Below are 19,061 nucleotides of genomic sequence, written 5' to 3' on the forward strand. Positions count from 1 at the left end.
GTGGTCCCCCTGTCCAGCCGTTGAGGTGGCGGGTTACGGGTTCCCGGAATCAGCCATTGCCCGGACCGGAAGGATCACCGCCGAGGGGTGCTGTGGGTCGTGGTAAACCGTCTGGTCCGCCGCACGGAGGGTGGTGGCAGTGGCACGAGGTTCGCCGGTTCCGGGATTGCGGGCAAAGCGCGGAAACGCCCCGCTGGAGACCTGGACGCGGATGCGGTGGCCGCGCTGGAAGCGGTACGCGGTCGGCCAAAGACGCACGGCGGCGACCGACAGCGTGTCCGCGCCGGGCAGGCTGGTCAGTCCGTCGCAGACGTTATGGGAGCGTCCGTCGGGGCCGACGTCGCAGAGCCTGACGAAGACATCAGCGTGGGCAAGGCTGGAGCGGAACCAGATGTTCGCACTGACCTCGCCGATGACCTCAACGTCCTCGTCGAGTGCGGCGGTGGTGTAGGTGAGCACGTCCGGCCGGCCCTCCAGTGCCGTGTTGTCGACCCGGCCACCACTGCTGATGCTGATGCCGCCGGCCGCGGGCGTCGGGTCCGCCGGGTCGTAGCGGTAGGTGTCGGGCGCCGATTCGACAGCAGGCTCCCCGGACAATCCGCCGTCGGGGTGGAGCTGGAACAGTTGCGGCTCATAACCCTTCGGCGGCCAGGAATCGAAGTCCCGCCAGGCTTCCTCGCCCATCACATACAGCCGCACGGGAGGGCGGTCCGGGACCTGCCCGCCGCGCGCATGGGCGAGGCCGAACTCGACAGCCTCCAGGATGCCTGCGTTTGTGAACTCGGCATGCGTCCACGGCCCGACGGTCAACCGCGCGGCATGCGCCCCTTCTTGCAGGACCTGGAAGTCACGGAGCTGGCCGGGCAGGAAGATGTCGTACCAGCCACCGATCGAGCTCACCGGCACGCTCACGGCAGGCACCCGGTGGGAGTGGTCGATTGCTGCCCAGAACTCATGTTTGGCGTCGTACCTGAGGACGTCCTGGATGTACTTGGAGCTGTGGCCGATGGCCGCGACGTCGGCCCGATTGAGCGGCAGCGTGTGCATCGCGCGGGCCGTTTTCCGGGCCTGGCCCCGGCTCCTGAGCATCGCCCAGCGCCGCTCCTGCACGGCTGTCAAAACGCCCCATTCGATCGGCAGCTCCAGCGACATGCCGTCGTCGCGAAGGAACTCAAGGGTCAGCGCCGACTCGGTCACCTGCGGGATCATGGCCTTCACCTGCGGCGGCAGGCGGTCCGCCACCGCCCACTGGACAAAGCCCAGGTAGCTCATGCCCACCAACACCATCGACTCCCCGAACCAGGGCTGCTCCACCACCCAATCCAGCGTGGCCAAACCGTCCTCGCGTTCCTGGCGCATCGGGTCCAGGGTGCCGCCGGAACCGAACCCGCCGCGGACGCTCTGGATCAGCACCTGGAACCCGCGCTCGGCCAGAGGCCTGGCCATGGCGGTCGCGAACATGCCCGCCCGGCCGTACGGGGAGCGCAGCAGCGCTGTCGGCAGCCCCTCGCCCCCTGCCCGCGGCGCCCACCTGTCCGCAAGCAGTTCGACGCCGTCGGGCATCGGCACGCGCAGGTCCTTTTGCACGGCGAGGTCACGGGTCAGGGGCGGGGGGAGTTCCAGTTTGCGCTGGAGGATGTGGCTCATGAGGTTCATCGGACCGGCTCCTTGTGAGGTTGTGGCGTTCCCGGCAGGCGCAGCATGTCGGTGGCAAAGGGCACCAACTGCATCAGCCTGTCCGCGAACGCTTCGGGGTCGAGCGGTTCGGCGCCCTCGATTATCCATGTGTTGACGAGGGTTGCCCCGCCGCCAGTGATGAAGGCGGCGTAATCGTCTGCAGCCGGTGGGCCCAGGGTCTGACCGAACATCTCCTGCACGAGCTGCCTGTTGATGGGAATGAGCAGGGAGGTCAGTGCTTTGTTCAGCGCGAACGCACAGGAACTCGTCAGGACCGCCCGGTAAAACGCCCTGTGGTCCGCGAAGTGTTTGACCAGGGCCAACGCTCCACCCCGTCTCGTCGATGCACCACCGTTGTCCGCAATGCGCGGCAGGAGTTCACGCTTCGCGAGATCGAGGGCAGACTCGAGCAGCAGCTTGTCTCGATCACCGAAGTGCTGGTAGACCACAGGGCGGCTGACATCTGCGGCTTCGGCGATGTCTGAGATGGGAACAGCAGCAGTGCCGCGCTCGCTGACCAAGGTGACTGTGGCCTGCATCAACGCAGCTCGCGAACGCCGGATGCGGCGGTCCCGGATCGGGGCATCTGGTGTGGAATTTGAGTCCATATCCGAGATGCTATACACGTGTAAATTAATTGGCAAGTGTCAGGAACTGCAAAGGCAGTAACAATCCGGACTTCGGCAAGGCAATTTTCGTGGGTGGCACAGACCGCAACCGGAGTGCCACGCACCCGAAGGCGCAGCGCTGCCCGGCTTTCGGTTCATACTTCGCAGCGCAGGGTGAGCGGTCTATTGCCCTCCAAGGCAAAAGCTGACCTCGCATGAACGAATGCGTGCGCCCGGCTTTCGTTCCGTTGCCCCATATTTCGCTGTGTTCCCGAGTGTTTCCTGGTGAGTCTGGATTGCTCCCCGCGACGCCCCATGCAGCGCCGTTACGCACGGTTTCCCTCGATTGCACTGCATGAACCCTGCACTTCTGCCGCGGATTCATCTCTGCTCTGATGGTGGACACGGGCCAGCCGGCCTGAATCTACTCCTGAAGGTCCGCACCCCAAGCGCAGAAAGTATCCCCATGAAAAACCTGCTCCTACCCCGAACAAGCATCTCCGCTGCGGCCACGGCAGCTGCCGTGGCTGCAGCGGTGACGGTCTCCCTGGTGGTGTCCGGGTGTGGGGGTCCAGCGACGGCAGAGGCAGGCGGCGGAAGTGCAGCCGGCGGACGGGAAGTGAAAACCGTCCGCTACCAGGGCTCACCCAACAATGTCTCGTTGCTGGAACTCGCAGAGGACCTCGGTTACCTCGGCGACGTCAAGCTTGAGTGGGTCAGCAACACCACAAGCGGCCCGCAGAGCATCCAGTCCGTCGCCACCAACCAGACAGACGTCGGGGGAGCCTTCACCGGAGCCGTGATCAAGCTGATCGAGGCGGGCGCGCCGGTTCAGGCCGTCATCAACTATTACGGCGAGGACGCCCAAACCTTCACCGGCTACTACGTGGAGGAGGGCAGCGCCATCCGGACTGCCAGGGACCTGATCGGCAAGAAGATAGCCGTCAACACCCTCGGCGCCCACCACGAAGCCGTCATTACCACACACCTGAAGAACAGCGGGCTGACTCCCGATGAGATCAAGCAGGTGCAGCTGGTGGTGGTCCCGCCGAACGAAACCGAAGTGGCCCTCCGCAAGAAGCAGGTCGACGCCGGGACCCTGGGCGGTGTCCTGCAGGCCAGGGCGCTCGCCGAGGGTGGCGTGCGGGCCTTGTTTACGGACATCGGAGTCCTCGGCGGTCCTTTTGACGCCGGACAGTACGTCCTCCGTAAGGACTTCCTGGCGCAGAACCCGGAAACCAGCCGGACGGTAGTGACTGGAGTGGCCAAGGCCATCGAATGGGAGCGCACCACCGGACGAGAGGGGGTTATTGCCAAGTTCGAGGAGATCCTTGCCAAACGGGGCCGCAATGAAAGTCCTGAAGCCCTCAAGTACTGGAAGAGCGTCGGCGTGGCGTCAACGGGCGGGCAGATCCAGGACAACGACTTCACCCGCTGGGCCGACTACCTGAAGTCAGCCGGCATCGTCACGGGTGAGCTCGACACAAACAAGCTCTACACCAACGAGTTCAACAGCCTGGCCGCCACGGCGTCGGCCTCAACCTCGAAAGGATAGCCATGACTCCCAAAATCAGTCTCAAAAACGTCACCAAGGAGTTCATCGTCCGGCAGGGCGGCAGAGGCGCGCGCCGGAACGGCGAACCTTCCGTCCTTACGGCGCTGGATAGTCTCAGCCTGGACGTTGCCGACGGCGAGTTCCTCACCCTCGTGGGCCCGAGCGGCTCCGGAAAGACCACACTCCTTGACCTACTTGCCGGGCTTTCCCGCCCCACGTCCGGGAAAGTCTTGGTGGACGGGAAGGAAGTGGCGGGACCCGGGGAGGACCGGGCGGTGGTGTTCCAGCAGTACGCCCTGTTCCCGTGGCGCACAGCGTCGGCCAATGTCTCCATCGGCCTTGAGAACAAAGGCCTGTCCCGGAAACAGCGCGCGGAGACTGCCAGCCGGTTCCTCGATCTGGTGGGCCTGGCCGGTTTTGAGGACCGCTACCCTCATGAACTGTCCGGCGGTATGAAGCAGCGCGTGGCAATCGCCAGAAGCCTCGCCTATGAGCCGGACGTCCTGCTGATGGATGAGCCGTTCGCCGCCCTGGACGCCCAGACCCGCGAGCAGCTTCAGGACGAACTCCTGCGGATCTGGAAAGCGACGGGAAAGACGATCGTGTTCATCACGCACGGGATCGACGAGGCTGTGTACCTCGGCCAGCGCGTGGCCGTGCTCAGCGCCAGGCCGGGCAGGCTCAAGGAAATCGTGGACGTCAATATCCCCGACCGCGACGGCGACGCTGACATTCGCTCGCATCCCGCCTTTGTGGAGCACCGGCACCAGGTCTGGTCCCTCCTGCACGACGAGGTCCGCCTGGCCCAGGACTCCGGCCACCGGAAGATCCTCCCGGACGGCACTGCCCCCGACGAACAGCCACGTGAAAGGAGCGCAGCCTGATGGCTACCGTCCTTACCGAAACAGAAGTCCAGACCAAAGCAACTGCACTGAAACCCGACACTGCACCCCCGTTAAGGAGTGCCGCCGTCGGAGGTTCCGCTCCAAAGACTCCCAGCCAAGGGGGCCGGCAAAAGGTGGCGGAAGTGCTTGCTGCCCTGGCCGGCCGCGGAGGCCGTGCCGGGTGGAATTCGCTGGCCATCCTGCTGTTCCTGGCACTCTGGGAAGTGGGGCCGCTGTATCTGGCAGGTTCGTCCACCCGCGTGTTCCTGCCACCGCTGCACGAGGTGCTGGCGGCTGGCGTGAAGCTGGTGCAATCAGGCCAGCTGCAGAACCACCTGCAGGCGAGTCTCTCGCGCTCAGTGTCCGGCTTCAGTATCGCGGTGGTGTCGGCAGTGGTGCTGGGGCTCCTTATCGCCTGGTACAGCTGGCTGAACTCCCTCCTGAACCCGTTGCTGGAACTCTTCCGCAACACGGCCACCCTGGCCCTGCTGCCAGTTTTCACCCTGTTGCTGGGTATTGGCGAGGAATCCAAAATCACCATCGTCGCCTACGCCGCGTTCTTTCCGGTCCTGCTGAACACCATCGCGGGCGTCCGGACCGTGGATCCGCTGCTCATCCGGGCCGCCAAGTCCCTGGGGCTGAACAGCTTCCGGCTCTTCCAGAAAGTGATCCTGCCGTCCGCGGTCCCCACCATTTTCACCGGCATCAGGATGGCCGGCACGTCGTCCATCCTGGTGCTGATCGCGGCGGAGATGGTCGGGGCGAAGGCCGGACTGGGCTATCTGATCGTCAATTCACAGATGAGCTTCCTCATCCCGGACATGTACGCCGGCATCCTGACCGTCTCCTTGCTGGGGCTGCTGGTGAACCTGCTGCTCGTGTCACTGGAACGGCATTTCTCCCGCTGGCGCACCGCCGTCGGCTCAACTTCTTAAAGTGTCCCCCTCTGAACTGCAAAGGAAACAACCATGACCGTCATCACTGAAACCAAGCTCCAGTTCACCAAGCTGGGATCCCGTATCGGCGCCGAAATCCGGGGGCTGGACCTCAGCGCGGACCTCAGCGACGCCACTATCGCGCAGATCCGGGAAGCCCTGAACGTCCACAAGGCCCTCGTCTTCCGGGAAGCAAACGTGCTCGACGACGACGCCCAGGTACGCTTCGCCAGCCGCTTCGGCCCGCTCACCAACGCCCACCCCACGGTGGCGTCGGTGGACGGCAAACCAGCCGTTCTCCCGGTAGACAGTGAAAACGGCAGCGCCAACAACTGGCACACCGACGTCACGTTTGTGGTGAACCCGCCCCAGGCCTCCACTCTCCGCAGCATCACGCTGCCCGCATATGGCGGCGAAACCCTGATCGCTACTTCGGCCGGTGCCTATCAGGACCTGCCGGAGGAACTGCGCAACTTTGCGGACACCTTGTGGGCCATCCACACCAATGACTACGACTATTCAGTACCCAAGAACCTGGAACACGCCAACGCAGAGGAACGCCGCAAGGAGTTCACCCGCATCTACTTCGAAACGGCCCACCCTGTGGTGCGGGTGCATCCGCTTACCGGGGAAAAGGGATTGTTTATCGGCGGCTTCGCCCAGAGGTTGAGGATCGTCGGCCTGTCCAACACCGAGTCCAAGGATATTCTCCGGCTGCTCCAGGCCTACATCACCCGTCCGGAGAACGTACTCCGGGTGAACTGGGAACCGAACCAGCTGGTCCTGTTCGACAACCGCATCACCCAGCACTACGCGCCGGATAACTACGACGGCCAGGCCCGCCAGCTCAACCGGGTGACCGTGGCCGGCGACATCCCGCGCGGGGTGGACGGGCGCAGCAGCACGTCCGTCAAGGGTGATTCGTCCGCCTACTCTGAGACGGTTGTCCTTGACGAAGCCGCGTTCTCGGGGGTTCAGCGATGACCGAGCCCAGGCAGCTTCACCTCAACGCATTCCTGATGAGCACGGGCCACCACGAGGCATCGTGGCGGTTGCCGGAGAGCAACAGCTACGCGGGGACGGACGTGGCGCATTTCCAGCGGCTGGCGCAGACAGCAGAGCGCGGCAAGCTGGATTCCATCTTCTTCGCGGATTCGCCGGTCCTGCATGGAAATGTGGCGCAGCGGCCGTATGGGGGCCTGGAACCGACGGTGCTGCTTGCCGCGATAGCGGCCGTCACGGAGCGTATTGGGCTCATTGCCACAGCTTCCACCACGTACAACGAACCGTACAACCTGGCTCGACGGTTCGCTTCCGTGGACCAGATCAGCGGAGGCAGGGCGGGTTGGAACGTGGTGACCACTGCCGGGGATGCGGCGGCGAAGAACTTTTCCCTGGCCGGTCAGCCCGCGCACTCTGAACGGTACGAGCGTGCCGCGGAATTCCTGGATGTCGCTAAGAAACTCTGGAACAGCTGGGAGGACGACGCGATCGTGGCGGACAAGGCGTCCGGTGTCTGGGCGGACAGTTCCCGCGTGCACCAGGCCAACCATGCGGGCCGGCACTTCCAGGTGGAGGGTGCGTTGGATGTCCCGAGGTCCGCGCAGGGGCACCCCGTAATTGTGCAGGCAGGCTCGTCGGAAAACGGCAAGGAGTTCGCCGCCCGGTATGCGGAGGCCGTCTTCACCGCGCACCAGACTTTGGCCGATGCCCAGGCTTTCTACTCAGACCTGAAGCAGCGGACAGCCGCAGCCGGGCGGGACCCGGAATCAATCAAGATCCTGCCCGGCATTGTTCCGGTCATCGCCTCAACGGAGGTGGAGGCGCTCCGCCTCGAGCGGGAGCTCGACGAGCTCATCCTGCCTGAGCACGCACGCAACCAGCTGGCCGGGGTACTGCGGGTTTCAGCGGACTCCCTGAAGCTGGACGCCCAGTTGCCGGCTGACCTCCCGTCGGAGGATGACATCGAAGGCGCCAAGAGCAGATACACGCTGATCGTGAATCTCGCACGGCGGGAACGACTCACCGTGCGGCAACTGATCGGACGGCTTGGTGGGGGTCGCGGTCACCGGACGTTCTCCGGGACGCCGGAACAAGTGGCGGACGCTATCCAGGACTGGTTCGAGGCTGGAGCAGCGGATGGTTTCAACATCATGCCGCCCGTGCTGCCCTCGGGGCTGGATATCTTCGTGGACCAGGTAGTCCCTATCTTGCAGGGCCGCGGTCTCTTCCGGCGGGAGTATTCAGGGCGGACCCTCCGGGAGCATTTTGGACTGGCCAAACCGGCCAACTCGTCCAGCAGGCTGCCGCTCCTGGTCTAGGGCAAGTTGAACGAAAAGAAAGGATGCCCTCCCCGCTCCAGTTCACGGGCGGGGAGGGCATCCTCTTTCAGGGCCGGGCTACTGTGATTCTGCGGCGTCGGGCCCGTTGTCTGCAACGATCTTGAACATTGCGCCTGTGGGGTCCGCCAGCGTAGCCAGGCGTCCGAAGGACGAGTCGTCTGGCCCGTCGATGACGGCTGCTCCCAGGGCTACGGCTTTTTCGATCGACGCATCGGCATCCTCTACCGAAAAGTAGATCTGCCAGTTCGACGGAACCTCGGCGGGAAGATAGCCCGAGGCGTCCATGATGCCGGCCTTGGCGGAGTCGCCAGAGCCCAGGGTGGTGTACCGGAACTCGGGGGAGTCGCTCATGACGTCCGTGTCCCAGCCGAAGACGTTCTGGTAGAACGTCACAGCGGCGTCGTAGTCCTTGGTGTGCAGTTCGTGCCAGGCTGCCGCGCCCGGTTCCGCGACCAGCTCGTAGCCCCGCATCTCACGCGGCTGCCAGATGCCGATCGCCGCGCCGGTAACGTCCCCGAAGACGGCCATATGGCCCTGTTCCGGCACGTCCATGGGTTCCAAATAGACCTGGCCGCCATGGGAGGTGACGGCGGTCGCTGTTGCAGCGGCGTCGTCCGAGCGGAGGTAAGTGGACCAGACGTCCGGCATACCCGCCTGGTCTTCGTCCTTCTGCATGATGCCGGCAACGGTCTTGCCGTTCTTGCGGGCCGTGATGTAACCGCCATACTTTTCCTGGTCACCGGCTTCAAATTCCCAGCCGAACAGCTCTCCGTAGAAGTGCAGGGCTTTCTCAGTGTCCGATGTCATGAGGTCGATCCAGCAGGGTGCGCCGGGTGTGATGTCGGGTGAAGGCATAGTGGGCTCCTGGTTCTCTGGGCGGAAGGCTGTCCGCCCGCATTTGAGTGGGTAGTGGAGACAGGAACGACCCTATGCCCAGGCACTGACAGTTTCAACGGAACAGCAGGTAAAGAGATGGAATTAAAACGAGAAACCCCGGCGCACCAGCCATGCTGGTGAACCGGGGTTCCATTCGCGGAAGGTAAGAGATTCGAACTCTTGGTACGGGGTTACCGCACACTAGTTTTCAAGACTAGCTCCTTCGGCCGCTCGGACAACCTTCCCTAACCAGTAGTGTTTCATAGGCAGTTGGCTGCAACAAAACAGAGTCTGGCGCGCTTCCGGTGCACACTGGTTCTGGGGCACGAATCAGCTAGAAACGGGAGTTCTCCATGAAAGCCGTCTACATTTCAGAACCCGGCGGTCCGGAAGTGCTGCAGGTCCGCGAGGTGGACCCTCCGGTTCCCGGACAAGCCGAGGTGCTGATCGCCGTCGTGGCAGCCGGCCTTAACCGTGCAGACGTCCAGCAGCGCAGGGGATTTTATCCGGCGCCTCCGGGTGCCTCTGAAGTTCCTGGGCTTGAGGTTTCGGGGCGGATCGTGGGCTTCGGCCCCGGTGTTACCAAGCCGTTCTCTGTGGGCGACAAAGTGGTTGCGCTGCTCGCCGGCGGCGGTTATGCGCAGCAGGTCGCCGTTCCGGCGGAACAGGTCCTGAGGATTCCCGACGGCGTCGATCTGGTGACTGCCGCTTCCTTGCCCGAGGTTGCGGCCACTGTTTACTCGAACCTCATCATGACGGCGCAGCTGCAGGAGGGGGAGACCGTGCTGATCCACGGGGCCACTGGAGGCATCGGCACCATGGCGATCCAGATGGCCAAGGCCTTTGGAGCCAAGGTGGCAGCCACGGCAGGAACAGGGGAGAAGGTCGGCACCGCGAAGGCCTTCCTCGGTGCGGATATCGCGATCAACTATGTCGAGGAAGACTTTCCGGAAAGCCTGAAGCGGCAGAACGGGGGCAAGGGCGCAGATGTGATCCTGGACGTGGTGGGCGCAAAGTACCTGCAGCAGAACGTTGACGCGCTGGCCGATTACGGACGGCTGATCGTCATCGGCTTGCAGGGAGGCGCCAAAGGCGAACTGGACCTGGGCCAGCTGCTGAAGAAGCGTGCGGCGGTGGTGGCTACCGCTCTGCGGCCCCGGCCCGTGGCGGAAAAGGGCGCCATCCTGGACGCGGTGCGGCAAGCGGTGTGGCCGCTCATCACGAGCGGGCAGATCCGCCCGCTGGTCGCCAAAACCTTCCCCTTGGACCAGGTCCAGGCGGCACACCAGTTCTTCGACAATGGGGATCACGTGGGAAAGATCCTGCTGGTCATGTAGCTGTGTGAATACTCGGTATTGCTTCCTGGCGAGAACTCGGTTAGTCTCCGTCTATACGCGGTATGCACGAGTCTTGGGGGGTCGTGCATGCCGCGGAAACCGCCACCGCTAGGAGCATCATGTCCATCCGTCACAGCCTCCTCGCCCTGCTGCAGGACCAGCCGCGTTATGGCTACCAGCTCAGGGTTGAGTTCGAGAACCGCACCGGAGCCACCTGGCCGCTGAATATCGGTCAGGTCTACACCACGCTTGACCGGCTGGAGCGGGACGGCCTGGTCAGCAACGAGGGCGGTGACGGCGAGGGCCATGTTGTCTACAGCATCACCGCGGCAGGCAAAGCCGAGGTGCAGGGCTGGTTTGCCGCCCCCGTGGAGCGCGTCAACCCGCCGCGGAATGAGCTCGCCATCAAGCTGGCGCTCGCTGTGACCCTGCCGGGGGTGGACGTACAGGCCATCATCCAGGCCCAGCGCGTGGCTTCCATCCGGGCGCTTCAGGATTACACCAAGGCCCGCCGGGACACCGCCGCCAACCAGCGCTCGGCTGACACGGCCTGGCTGCTGGTGCTGGACTCACTGATTTTCCAGACGGAAGCGGAGGTCCGCTGGCTGGACCTCTGCGAGGCACGGATGGTGCAGCAGGCGCAGTCAGCCGGCCAAGGAGCAACACGCAAACCGTCCACCGGGGTCACTGTGGAAGAGGCTGCCCCGCTCATCGCGGATAGCCGCCGGTGAGCGTCCAAGGGCCGCAGCAGGTCCTGGAACTCGCCAAGGTCAGCAGGGCTTTCGGTGAAGGCGCGACGGCGGTCGCGGCCCTCCGCGACGTGGACCTCACCATCAGTGCCGGAGAGTTTGTCGCCGTCATGGGCCCGTCCGGCTCCGGTAAATCTTCCCTCCTGGCGCTGGCCGGAGGACTGGACCGACCGACGTCGGGCGCTGTCTTTGTGGAATCGACCCCCCTGGCAGGGCTGGGACTGAACGAACTCGCCCGGCTCCGCCGCCGCGCCGTCGGCTACGTTTTCCAGGATTTCAACCTGGTCCCCACCCTCACGGCTGCCGAAAACGTGGCCTTGCCACTGGAACTGGACGGGACGGGCGCGAAGAAGGCGCACCGGCAGGCGCTGGATGCCCTGAGGCAAGTGGGGATCCCGGAACTGGCCGACCGCTATATGGACCAGATGTCAGGCGGCCAGCAGCAGCGTGTGGCCATTGCCAGGGCGATAGTGGGGGAGCGCCGGCTGATCCTCGCCGATGAACCCACGGGTGCACTCGACTCCACCACAGGCCAGGGTGTCATGGAGGTGCTGCGGTTGAGGGCGGATGCGGGTGCAGCGGTGATGCTGGTGACCCATGAGGCCAGGCACGCCGCCTGGGCGGACCGCGTGGTGTTCCTGAGGGACGGCCGCATCGTGGACCAGGCAGCCGCCATGCACGATCCGACGATGCTGCTGGCACAGGCCGGACTCTGAGGTGGCGCTCGATCTCAAACCGCTACCGGGCGGTCGCCGGCAGTCCTTCCGCGTGGCCATGCGGATGGCGCGGCGCGATATCCGCCGCCACAAAGGCCGGTCGCTGCTCATCATCCTGCTGATCATGCTTCCGGTGGCCGGCATGACGGGTGCGCTTACCCTGTTCCAGAGCACCCAGGAAACCGCAGCGGAACGCGTCCAGTACCAGTTGGGAAACACACAGGCGCGTTTCCGGCCAATGGGTATGCCCAACGGCCACATGGTCCAGGACCCCATCGACGAGACACGCATTTCCTCCGGCAACTGGGACAGCGATCCGGACTTCAGGCCCGAGGATCCGCGGGATGCCCTTCCCCCGGGGTACGCCGTGCTCACAGAGTCCACCCTGGAACTCACGGCTGAGTCGGGCGCCGCGGACGTGCCGTTGGTGGGTCGCGTGGTGGACGCGCTGTCGCCGGCATTCGAAGGCAAGTACACCTTGCTTCGGGGCCGGGCGCCCGACGCCGAAAATGACGTGCTGGTGTCACCCGGACTGCTGGAACGGTTCGGACTGGCTCTGGGGGACCAACTGAAGACGTCGACTGGGACGTTCGCTGTGGTCGGAACGGTACGCGATGCCGGATACTCGGACAGCAACTCCATCGTGTACCTCAGGATGGGGCAGGGGACTCCCGCCGTCCCGAACCCGACGAATCCGACCCAGCCGGAGGCGCGGGACCTAAACAAATCAACGCTGTACTACCTCGTGGGACCGGAACCGGTGACGTGGAGCCAGGTGCGGGACGCCAACGCTGTAGGCATTACCGTGTTGTCACGGTCGGTGGCACTGAATCCGCCACCGGTAGAGGATCGTCTGCCGGATGGCATGTCCCAACAGCCCGCCAGTACACCGCTCGTTGGGTACCTGACAGGGGCCTTCCTGGGGGCGCTGGCATTGCTTGAGGTGGGGCTGCTGGCGGGAGCCGCTTTTGCGGTGGGAGCGAAGGGGCAAGTACGAGAGTTAGCCCTTCTGGCCGCATCGGGCGCCGAGAACCCCACGATTCGCTCCGTGGTGCTGGCAGCAGGGCTTTGGCTTGGCGGCATTGCCGTGACGGCCGGGGCTGCTCTGGGACTCGCCGCAGCCGCCGCCGTCGTCGTGGTGGTGCGCCTGAGCGGCTCAGTTCGATTGCCGGGATTCCATCCGGATGTCCTCCTGACTGTGGTGGCCATGGTTATGGGCTTCGCGGCGTGCCTGCTGGCAGCACTGGCACCGGCGCGACAGGTGGCCCGTCAGGCCGTTCTTGGTGCACTCAAATCCGGACGTGCTCCGCTTTCGGCCGGCAAGCGGCCCTTTAACCTGGGCTTGGTCCTGCTCGTCGTGGCCGCTGCAGCACAGGCGGCGGGTACTTGGCTGGCTGTCACCAGCGAAGACCCGGACGTCTTCACCGCGCGGACGCCTGTCATCGCTTGGTTCCTGCTCGGCGGTGCCGTCCTGGGGGTCATGTCACTGATTCTGTTGACGGGCAAGGTGGTGGCCTTCTTGGCGCGGCACGCCGCACGGCTGCCGCTCGCCCCACGCATGGCCGCCCGGGATTCGTCACGCAACCGCAGCCGGACGGTGCCGGCGATTGCCGCAGTCCTCGCGGCTGCCACGCTGGCGAGCGGCAGTATGGTCCTGGCCTCCAGCCAGCAGGCGAATGAAGAACAGAACCACTACTGGGTGGGGCTGAAGAACCAGGCAGTACTGCCTCTGCTCATCGCACAGCCCCTGCTGGCTGACGGAACTGTGCCGGAACCGGAAGCAGCTGACCCCGCCGCGGTGGCATCCGCCCTGGATGGCGCCCTGGGCACCGTGGAATGGACTAGCGTGCTGCGCACACCAGCCATCCGGAACTGTGAGATGCGGCCGGAACTCGTCGACGCGGCGCCGGCTCAGACCGCGGCGTCGAGCTGCCTGCAGTATTCGCTCGCCGTGCCGGAGGGCAACGAATGTCCCAAGACTGCCGGCCAGCGCGTCCTAGACCCGGACGACTGGCGCTGCCGGGGAGCGATGCGCCCATATGCCGGCCAGGGAAGCGCCGACTCAGTGGTCGTCGGGACGGCGGCGGACGTGGAAAGGCTGCTGGGAAAGGCGCCGACGGCCGAAGCCCGCAACGCGCTGGCGGCCGGCGGGATGGTAGTCACCAATCCCGTCTTCGTCCGCGACGGACGCGTCACCCTCGTGGCGCAGGACGTGCGCAAGCCGCTCCCCGGGGTCGCCAATGCGGACGCCGTCCAGGGATACCAGGAGACGCGTCGCACGGAGGTGGCCGCGGCGGTCCTTGAGCCGGACGTCAACGTCCCCTACTACGGAGTCGTATCCCCGGAAGCTGCGGCCGCGGCCGGAATGCGGCTGGAGGACGCGGCGCTCCTGGTGCAGCTAAGCGCCTATCCCGATGCTGTCCAAGCTGACAAGGTTTCTTCGGCCCTCGTGGCGATCTACAAGAACCGCTATGGGTCCATGCACGTCGAAGGTGGAGCGGAACGGGATTCCTCGCTCATCCTCTGGTGCATTGTTGGGCTGGGGGCGCTGATTACGCTGAGCGCGGCAGGAATCACTACCGGCCTGTCGATGTCGGACTCGCGGAAAGACCACGTCACGCTCGCCGGTGTGGGGGCCGCGCCGCGCCTGCGGAAGGCGCTCGCAGGGTCGCAAGCGCTGATGACCGCCGGGATTGGAACGGCGCTGGGAAGTATTGCGGGCATAATTCCTGCCGTGTTGCTCGTGACCGCCACGGGGTTGGCGCGGACCGCCGTCGTGCCCTGGCCGCAGCTGGCGGCGCTGCTGCTCGCTGTGCCGCTCACCGGCGCCGCGCTTGCCTGGGTCTTTACCAAGGCGAGGCTGCCGATGTCCCGGCGCAGCCTCGGAACCTGACGCGAAGCAAGAGTTGGGGCGCTGCCCGTGGACCTCATATGGCGAAGTGCTCGAGGACATCCCTTGCCACTTGACCAGGTTTGCGTTGTGTTGTTTCGATGATGGCTTCGTCCAGGCCTGCTGCAGTGAGTGTGGAGTTGAGTTGGCGATAGCGCTTGAGGTGCCATTGAAGGCTGGAGTCCTGCTCGGGCGTGTAGCGGCGTCGGAGCCGCTTTTCTGTCTCCTCTTCGGTGGCTGTGAGGCGGATGGGGCGGACAGGCAACTCGAAAATGGCTTCGTAGCGGGTGCGGTCCTGGAGGCTGGCCATGACTCCGCTGACGACGAGTTGTCGTGCGCCGGTGTTTTTGTAGTTGCGCCAGACTGCCGCCATGTTGGCGGCCTCGGTATCAGTGTTTGTGGGGTCGTCTTTGCTTGGAGGCCACGAACGGTGGAACCAGTCGACGTCCATCAGGCTGAAAGGTTTCTGGGCTTGTGAAAGCAAGTCACCAATGTGATCCAGGGTTGACGTTTTCCCGGCGCCGTAGGTCCCGTTGAGGAAAATGACGAAGTCTGTTGGGCTCACGGTGAATCTCTTTCTGAGTCGGTGTTGAGCTATATACTCCCAGCCGTTCGCCGCCGTCGACGTGCCGCTCGCCGCGGAAGGTCGCGTCGTGGCAAGAAATGAATACCCAGGCGCCTCCGCGTTGGGTAGGGTGCCTTTGGGCAGACCACTGAAGCAGGGAATCTCAAGGAGGAGATATGGCCGGAACGGCTGACGAACTCGCAGGTGCAACGCGTAAGGGCGGTCCGTTGACCGCAGATCCGCAGCTTCCACCCACCGGCGTGGACGAGGCAGTCCGCGAGGCCGAAGACAAGCGATGGACCCCTACCAAGATCGCCCTCTGGGCGGCCATCGCGCTGCTGGGCGGCGTGGCGTGGGTCATGCTGGCCATCGTCCGCGGTGAAACGGTCAATGCCATCTGGTTTGTCTTCGCTTCGGTGTGTACGTACCTGATCGGCTACCGGTTCTACTCCAAGGTCATTGAGAAGCTTCTCCTCAAGCCCAATGACCGCCGTGCCACTCCTGCCGAGTACAAGGCCGACGGCAAGGATTACGTCCGTACGGACCGCAACGTCCTGTTCGGCCACCACTTCGCAGCCATTGCAGGCGCCGGCCCCTTGGTGGGCCCGGTCATTGCAGCACAGATGGGGTATTTGCCGGGCACTATCTGGATTATCGTCGGGGTGGTGTTTGCCGGAGCGGTCCAGGACTACCTGGTGCTGTTCTTCTCCATGCGCCGCGGCGGCCGTTCCCTCGGCCAGATGGCGCGCGAGGAACTGGGCGTCATCGGCGGGACTGCTGCCCTCGTGGCCACGCTGCTGATTATGGTGATCATTGTCGCGATCCTGGCGCTCGTCGTTGTCAGCGCCCTCGGCGAGAGCCCTTGGGGTGTTTTCTCCGTTGGCATGACCATCCCCATCGCGCTGTTCATGGGCGTCTATCTTCGGTACCTCCGCCCCGGGAAGATCCTGGAGGTCTCCCTCATCGGTTTTGTGCTGCTCATGGCGGCCATCATCGGCGGCGGTGCCGTTGCCGGCACCGAGTGGGGAGCGGCGCTCTTCCACCTGGACAAGGTCACCATCGCCTGGGGCCTCATTATCTACGGCTTCATCGCCGCCGTCCTTCCCGTCTGGCTGCTGCTGGCGCCGCGTGACTACCTGTCCACGTTCATGAAGATCGGCGTGATCGTGATGCTGGCCTTGGCCATTGTGGTGGTCCGTCCCGAAATCACCGTCCCCGCGTTCAGCGAGTTTGCCAGCCGTGACAACGGACCGGTGTTCTCAGGCGCGCTGTTCCCGTTCCTGTTCGTCACCATTGCCTGTGGCGCCCTGTCCGGCTTCCACGCCCTTATTTCCTCAGGGACCACGCCTAAGCTCATTGAGAAGGAACGCCAGACGCGCTTCATCGGCTACGGCGGCATGCTGATGGAATCCTTCGTGGCCATCATGGCCCTGGTGGCAGCCATCTCCATCGACCGTGGCATCTACTTCGCCATGAACGCACCGCTTGCCCTCACGGGTGGAACCGTGGAATCCGCCGCCACGTGGGTCAACAGCCTAGGCCTGGCCGGAGTGAACATCACCCCTGACGTACTCGCCCAGACCGCCAGGGATATGGGTGAGGAGAGCATCATCTCCCGCTCCGGCGGCGCCCCCACCCTGGCCGTGGGCCTGGCGCACATCATGCATCAGTTCATTGGCGGAACGGCCATGATGGCTTTCTGGTACCACTTCGCCATCATGTTCGAGGCACTGTTCATCCTGACCGCGGTCGATGCAGGCACCCGGGTGGCGCGCTTTATGCTGCAGGACTCCATCGGCAACTTCGTCCCCAAATTCAAGGAAGCCTCATGGCGTCCCGGTGCCTGGCTCTGCACAGCTGTGATGGTGGGCGCCTGGGGTGCGGTGCTGCTGATGGGAGTCACGGATCCCCTGGGCGGCATCAACACATTGTTCCCGCTGTTCGGCATCGCCAACCAGCTGCTCGCAGCCATCGCACTTTCCGTGTGCATGGCCATTGCGGCAAAGCGCGGCGCATTCAAGTACCTGTGGATCGTGGCGCTGCCGATGGCCTTCGCCGCAGTGGTCACCATCACCGCCAGCTTCCAGAAGATCTTCTCTCCGGTCCCGGCCGTGGGTTACTTCGCCAACAACGCGGCCTTCTCGAAGGCCCTCGCGGACGGGAAAACCTCCTTCGGCACTGCCAAGACTGTGGCTGCCATGGAGGCAGTGGTGCGCAACACCATGATCCAGGGCTGGCTGTCCATCATCTTCGTGGTCCTGAGCATCATCGTTATCGTCACGGCGATCCTGGCTACCATCAAGGCCTTCCGCAATAGCACTGCTGGAACCATCAACGTGGACCACGAGGATGAGGCACGTTCCTCCCGGGTCTTCGCTCCGGCCGGGCTCATCCCCACCGCGGCGGAACGGGAGCTCATGGCGGAATGGGACAAAGTGCCGGGCGAACTGCGGTTCGAAAAGGCAGGCCACCACTGATGAGTCCTGGACTGGCTGGGGTCGCCACCGGGTTCCGCAGTTTCGCCCGGTATTTCAACGGTGTCCTGGGCGCGGACGCGTACGCAAAGTATGTGGAGCACCACCGCGCAGCAGGGCATGCGACGCCACCATTGAGCGAGCGCGAGTTCTGGCGGGACCGGACGGACCGCCAGGACACCAACCCTCAGGGCAGGTGCTGCTGATGTGGAAGTCAAGGAGCTTCATTGACTGGACCGGGCGCTGCGGGCTCGTGAGAGTATGAACGCATGAGCGACCCAATAGACACTCAGCCTGATGACGTCCCGGTAGAGGGCACAACTCTCGACAACGGGGAACAGCCCGGGCCGACAGATGCCGCTGCAGGGCCCGTGGCCAATGGAGACCGCGGAAGCAAAGCCAAGGGCAGCAGTGTGCAGGACCTCGTGGACCAACCGGCCAAAGTCATGCGGATCGGGACAATGATCCGGCAGCTGCTGGAGGAGGTTAAGGCCGCGCCGCTGGACGACGCCGCGCGCGGCCGCCTCGCGGAGATTCACGAGCGGTCCATCAAGGAGCTCGAGGACGGGCTGGCCCCGGAGCTGGTCGAAGAACTTGACCGGATCAGCCTGCCCTTTTCGGACAACGCGACTCCGTCTGACGCCGAACTCCGTATTGCCCAGGCACAGCTGGTGGGCTGGCTGGAAGGGCTGTTCCACGGCATCCAGACGGCCATTGCCGCCCAGCACGCCGCCCGGGAGCACGCCGCCGCGCAGCTGCAGCTCAGGCAGCTGCCGCCCGGGACCGTGATTGCTCCGGGTGTGGTGATCGGGGAGAACGGCGAGCCGCAGCGGGCTTCCGCAGGCCAGCAGCGCCCTGGTCCTGGTCCGGGTCAGCCGGGCCGGCCGGAGGACCCGGACCACGGTCCCGGCCAGTACCTGTAGGTTCCGTTTGGGATTCTTCACTGCCGCCCGCCAGGGCCGGAAAGACGACGCCGAACTCGGCAAGGGCCTGTGGCGCCGGGCCCACGACCGTTTCCACAGGGGCCTGGACCGCTACCACCAGGTGCTCGAAGGCGTGGAAGACGATCAGCTTTACGCAGAGCTGGTTGAGATAGCCAACGAGCTGGCGGCGCTTTTGGAGCGGGTACGGGCTGTCTGCGTCGAGGCCCAGCGGCGCTCGCCCAGCGAGGGCCTGGACATTCCGGGAGCCTTGGCGGGAGTCCATCGCTCGTTGTCCAAGGCCGGAAATTCCTTGGCTACTACCGCCGAGGCAGCCGCCATGCTGAGGCTCGCCGTCGGTCCGGTGCCCGTCGGGGCGGCCTCGGTGCACCGGCGCGCGGAATCGGTAGTGGAACAGGTCGCCGACGCCGAACGCCGCCTCGCCGAGGACGGCGCCGGTCAACAGGGGGAAAGTATTCCCCGTTAAGCGCCTGGCTTAGCGCGCGGAGTTTCACTTCCGGGATGGGCCAGTC

At 64.7% G+C, this 19,061-nt stretch carries 17 protein-coding genes and 1 tRNA gene; 13 read left to right on the forward strand and 5 right to left on the reverse strand.

All coding sequences use genetic code 11. The annotated features are described in order from the left end of the window. Window positions 1-33: 33 nt before the first annotated feature. Both J7E83_RS14030 and J7E83_RS14035 read right to left on the reverse strand, forming a co-directional pair. Window positions 34-1,656: a CocE/NonD family hydrolase gene (locus J7E83_RS14030; protein WP_214963113.1), complete on the reverse strand. Its 1,623-nt coding sequence runs from the start codon at window positions 1,654-1,656 to the stop codon at window positions 34-36. Continuing rightward, window positions 1,653-2,285 (reverse strand): TetR/AcrR family transcriptional regulator, encoded by a 633-nt coding sequence (locus J7E83_RS14035; RefSeq protein ID WP_214963114.1) that lies wholly within the window; start codon window positions 2,283-2,285, stop codon window positions 1,653-1,655. Before J7E83_RS14035 ends, J7E83_RS14030 begins: the two co-directional genes overlap by 4 nt. A gap of 466 nt (window positions 2,286-2,751) precedes the next feature. Between J7E83_RS14035 and J7E83_RS14040 the strand changes: the two genes are divergently transcribed. From J7E83_RS14040 to J7E83_RS14060, 5 genes are read left to right on the forward strand one after another with little or no spacing between them, the layout of a single operon-like run. Continuing rightward, window positions 2,752-3,840: an ABC transporter substrate-binding protein gene (locus J7E83_RS14040; RefSeq protein WP_214963116.1), complete on the forward strand. Its 1,089-nt coding sequence runs from the start codon at window positions 2,752-2,754 to the stop codon at window positions 3,838-3,840. A 2-nt stretch (window positions 3,841-3,842) separates the two neighbouring features. Next, entirely contained in the window at window positions 3,843-4,724 is an 882-nt protein-coding gene (locus J7E83_RS14045; protein ID WP_214963118.1) for an ABC transporter ATP-binding protein, read from the forward strand. After that, the gene (locus J7E83_RS14050) at window positions 4,724-5,659 is read left to right on the forward strand and encodes an ABC transporter permease (RefSeq protein WP_214963120.1); all 936 of its coding nucleotides are present in this window, start codon (window positions 4,724-4,726) and stop codon (window positions 5,657-5,659) included. Before J7E83_RS14045 ends, J7E83_RS14050 begins: the two co-directional genes overlap by 1 nt. Window positions 5,660-5,692: 33 nt before the next feature. Beyond that, a complete protein-coding gene (locus tag J7E83_RS14055) occupies window positions 5,693-6,643 on the forward strand; it encodes a TauD/TfdA family dioxygenase (protein WP_214963122.1) in 951 nt (316 codons plus the stop codon). Further along, window positions 6,640-7,980, forward strand: a complete 1,341-nt coding sequence (locus tag J7E83_RS14060; protein ID WP_214963124.1) for an LLM class flavin-dependent oxidoreductase — start codon at window positions 6,640-6,642, stop codon at window positions 7,978-7,980. The genes J7E83_RS14055 and J7E83_RS14060 overlap by 4 nt, the downstream gene beginning before the upstream one ends. 78 nt (window positions 7,981-8,058) lie before the next feature. Here J7E83_RS14060 and J7E83_RS14065 read toward each other — a convergent pair whose 3' ends face one another. Next, window positions 8,059-8,856, reverse strand: coding sequence for a VOC family protein (locus tag J7E83_RS14065; RefSeq protein WP_214963126.1), 798 nt, complete (start codon window positions 8,854-8,856; stop codon window positions 8,059-8,061). Window positions 8,857-9,034: 178 nt separating this feature from the next. Further along, window positions 9,035-9,122, reverse strand: a tRNA-Ser gene (locus tag J7E83_RS14070). A gap of 108 nt (window positions 9,123-9,230) precedes the next feature. On the opposite strand from J7E83_RS14070, the gene J7E83_RS14075 reads away from it, so the two are divergent. From J7E83_RS14075 to J7E83_RS14090, 4 genes are all read left to right on the forward strand, one after another. After that, window positions 9,231-10,214, forward strand: a complete 984-nt coding sequence (locus tag J7E83_RS14075) for an NAD(P)H-quinone oxidoreductase (protein ID WP_214963128.1) — start codon at window positions 9,231-9,233, stop codon at window positions 10,212-10,214. 119 nt (window positions 10,215-10,333) lie between these two features. Beyond that, window positions 10,334-10,945: a PadR family transcriptional regulator gene (locus J7E83_RS14080; protein ID WP_214963129.1), complete on the forward strand. Its 612-nt coding sequence runs from the start codon at window positions 10,334-10,336 to the stop codon at window positions 10,943-10,945. Beyond that, a complete protein-coding gene (locus tag J7E83_RS14085; RefSeq protein ID WP_214963131.1) occupies window positions 10,942-11,679 on the forward strand; it encodes an ABC transporter ATP-binding protein in 738 nt (245 codons plus the stop codon). Before J7E83_RS14080 ends, J7E83_RS14085 begins: the two co-directional genes overlap by 4 nt. A gap of 1 nt (window position 11,680) precedes the next feature. Continuing rightward, a complete protein-coding gene (locus J7E83_RS14090; protein ID WP_214963133.1) occupies window positions 11,681-14,572 on the forward strand; it encodes an FtsX-like permease family protein in 2,892 nt (963 codons plus the stop codon). 34 nt (window positions 14,573-14,606) lie between these two features. Here J7E83_RS14090 and J7E83_RS14095 read toward each other — a convergent pair whose 3' ends face one another. Further along, complete coding sequence (locus tag J7E83_RS14095) at window positions 14,607-15,134, reverse strand: AAA family ATPase (protein WP_214963135.1); 528 nt, start codon at window positions 15,132-15,134, stop codon at window positions 14,607-14,609. 176 nt (window positions 15,135-15,310) lie between these two features. Here J7E83_RS14095 and J7E83_RS14100 point away from each other — a divergent pair, with 176 nt between their 5' ends. The 4 genes from J7E83_RS14100 to J7E83_RS14115 all read left to right on the forward strand — a co-directional run bounded on the left by J7E83_RS14100 (window position 15,311) and on the right by J7E83_RS14115 (window position 19,015). Beyond that, on the forward strand, window positions 15,311-17,611 hold the full coding sequence (locus J7E83_RS14100) for a carbon starvation CstA family protein (RefSeq protein ID WP_214963137.1): 2,301 nt from the start codon (window positions 15,311-15,313) through the stop codon (window positions 17,609-17,611). Beyond that, window positions 17,611-17,814 carry a YbdD/YjiX family protein gene (locus tag J7E83_RS14105; RefSeq protein ID WP_214963138.1) on the forward strand — a complete coding sequence of 68 codons (204 nt, stop codon included), beginning with the start codon at window positions 17,611-17,613 and terminating at the stop codon, window positions 17,812-17,814. Before J7E83_RS14100 ends, J7E83_RS14105 begins: the two co-directional genes overlap by 1 nt. Before the next feature lie 63 nt (window positions 17,815-17,877). Continuing rightward, complete coding sequence (locus J7E83_RS14110) at window positions 17,878-18,531, forward strand: bacterial proteasome activator family protein (protein WP_214963139.1); 654 nt, start codon at window positions 17,878-17,880, stop codon at window positions 18,529-18,531. Between the two features lie 7 nt (window positions 18,532-18,538). Further along, window positions 18,539-19,015 (forward strand): hypothetical protein, encoded by a 477-nt coding sequence (locus tag J7E83_RS14115; RefSeq protein ID WP_214963140.1) that lies wholly within the window; start codon window positions 18,539-18,541, stop codon window positions 19,013-19,015. Window positions 19,016-19,061: the final 46 nt, after the last annotated feature.

The organism is Arthrobacter sp. ISL-48 (assembly GCF_018613805.1).
In the GTDB taxonomy this organism is placed as follows: Bacteria; Actinomycetota; Actinomycetes; order Actinomycetales; family Micrococcaceae; genus Arthrobacter.

What these genes read in the sequence shown, in the direction of transcription:
- J7E83_RS14080 (WP_214963129.1), top strand. Translation starts at nt 10,334, where the DNA reads ATGTCCATCCGTCACAGCCTCCTCGCCCTGCTGCAGGACCAGCCGCGT.
- J7E83_RS14060 (WP_214963124.1), top strand. Translation starts at nt 6,640, where the DNA reads ATGACCGAGCCCAGGCAGCTTCACCTCAACGCATTCCTGATGAGCACG.
- J7E83_RS14055 (WP_214963122.1), top strand. Translation starts at nt 5,693, where the DNA reads ATGACCGTCATCACTGAAACCAAGCTCCAGTTCACCAAGCTGGGATCC.
- J7E83_RS14030 (WP_214963113.1), bottom strand. Translation starts at nt 1,656, where the DNA reads ATGAACCTCATGAGCCACATCCTCCAGCGCAAACTGGAACTCCCCCCG.
- J7E83_RS14040 (WP_214963116.1), top strand. Translation starts at nt 2,752, where the DNA reads ATGAAAAACCTGCTCCTACCCCGAACAAGCATCTCCGCTGCGGCCACG.
- J7E83_RS14050 (WP_214963120.1), top strand. Translation starts at nt 4,724, where the DNA reads ATGGCTACCGTCCTTACCGAAACAGAAGTCCAGACCAAAGCAACTGCA.
- J7E83_RS14075 (WP_214963128.1), top strand. Translation starts at nt 9,231, where the DNA reads ATGAAAGCCGTCTACATTTCAGAACCCGGCGGTCCGGAAGTGCTGCAG.
- J7E83_RS14110 (WP_214963139.1), top strand. Translation starts at nt 17,878, where the DNA reads ATGAGCGACCCAATAGACACTCAGCCTGATGACGTCCCGGTAGAGGGC.
- J7E83_RS14100 (WP_214963137.1), top strand. Translation starts at nt 15,311, where the DNA reads ATGGCCGGAACGGCTGACGAACTCGCAGGTGCAACGCGTAAGGGCGGT.
- J7E83_RS14035 (WP_214963114.1), bottom strand. Translation starts at nt 2,285, where the DNA reads ATGGACTCAAATTCCACACCAGATGCCCCGATCCGGGACCGCCGCATC.
- J7E83_RS14045 (WP_214963118.1), top strand. Translation starts at nt 3,843, where the DNA reads ATGACTCCCAAAATCAGTCTCAAAAACGTCACCAAGGAGTTCATCGTC.
- J7E83_RS14105 (WP_214963138.1), top strand. Translation starts at nt 17,611, where the DNA reads ATGAGTCCTGGACTGGCTGGGGTCGCCACCGGGTTCCGCAGTTTCGCC.
- J7E83_RS14065 (WP_214963126.1), bottom strand. Translation starts at nt 8,856, where the DNA reads ATGCCTTCACCCGACATCACACCCGGCGCACCCTGCTGGATCGACCTC.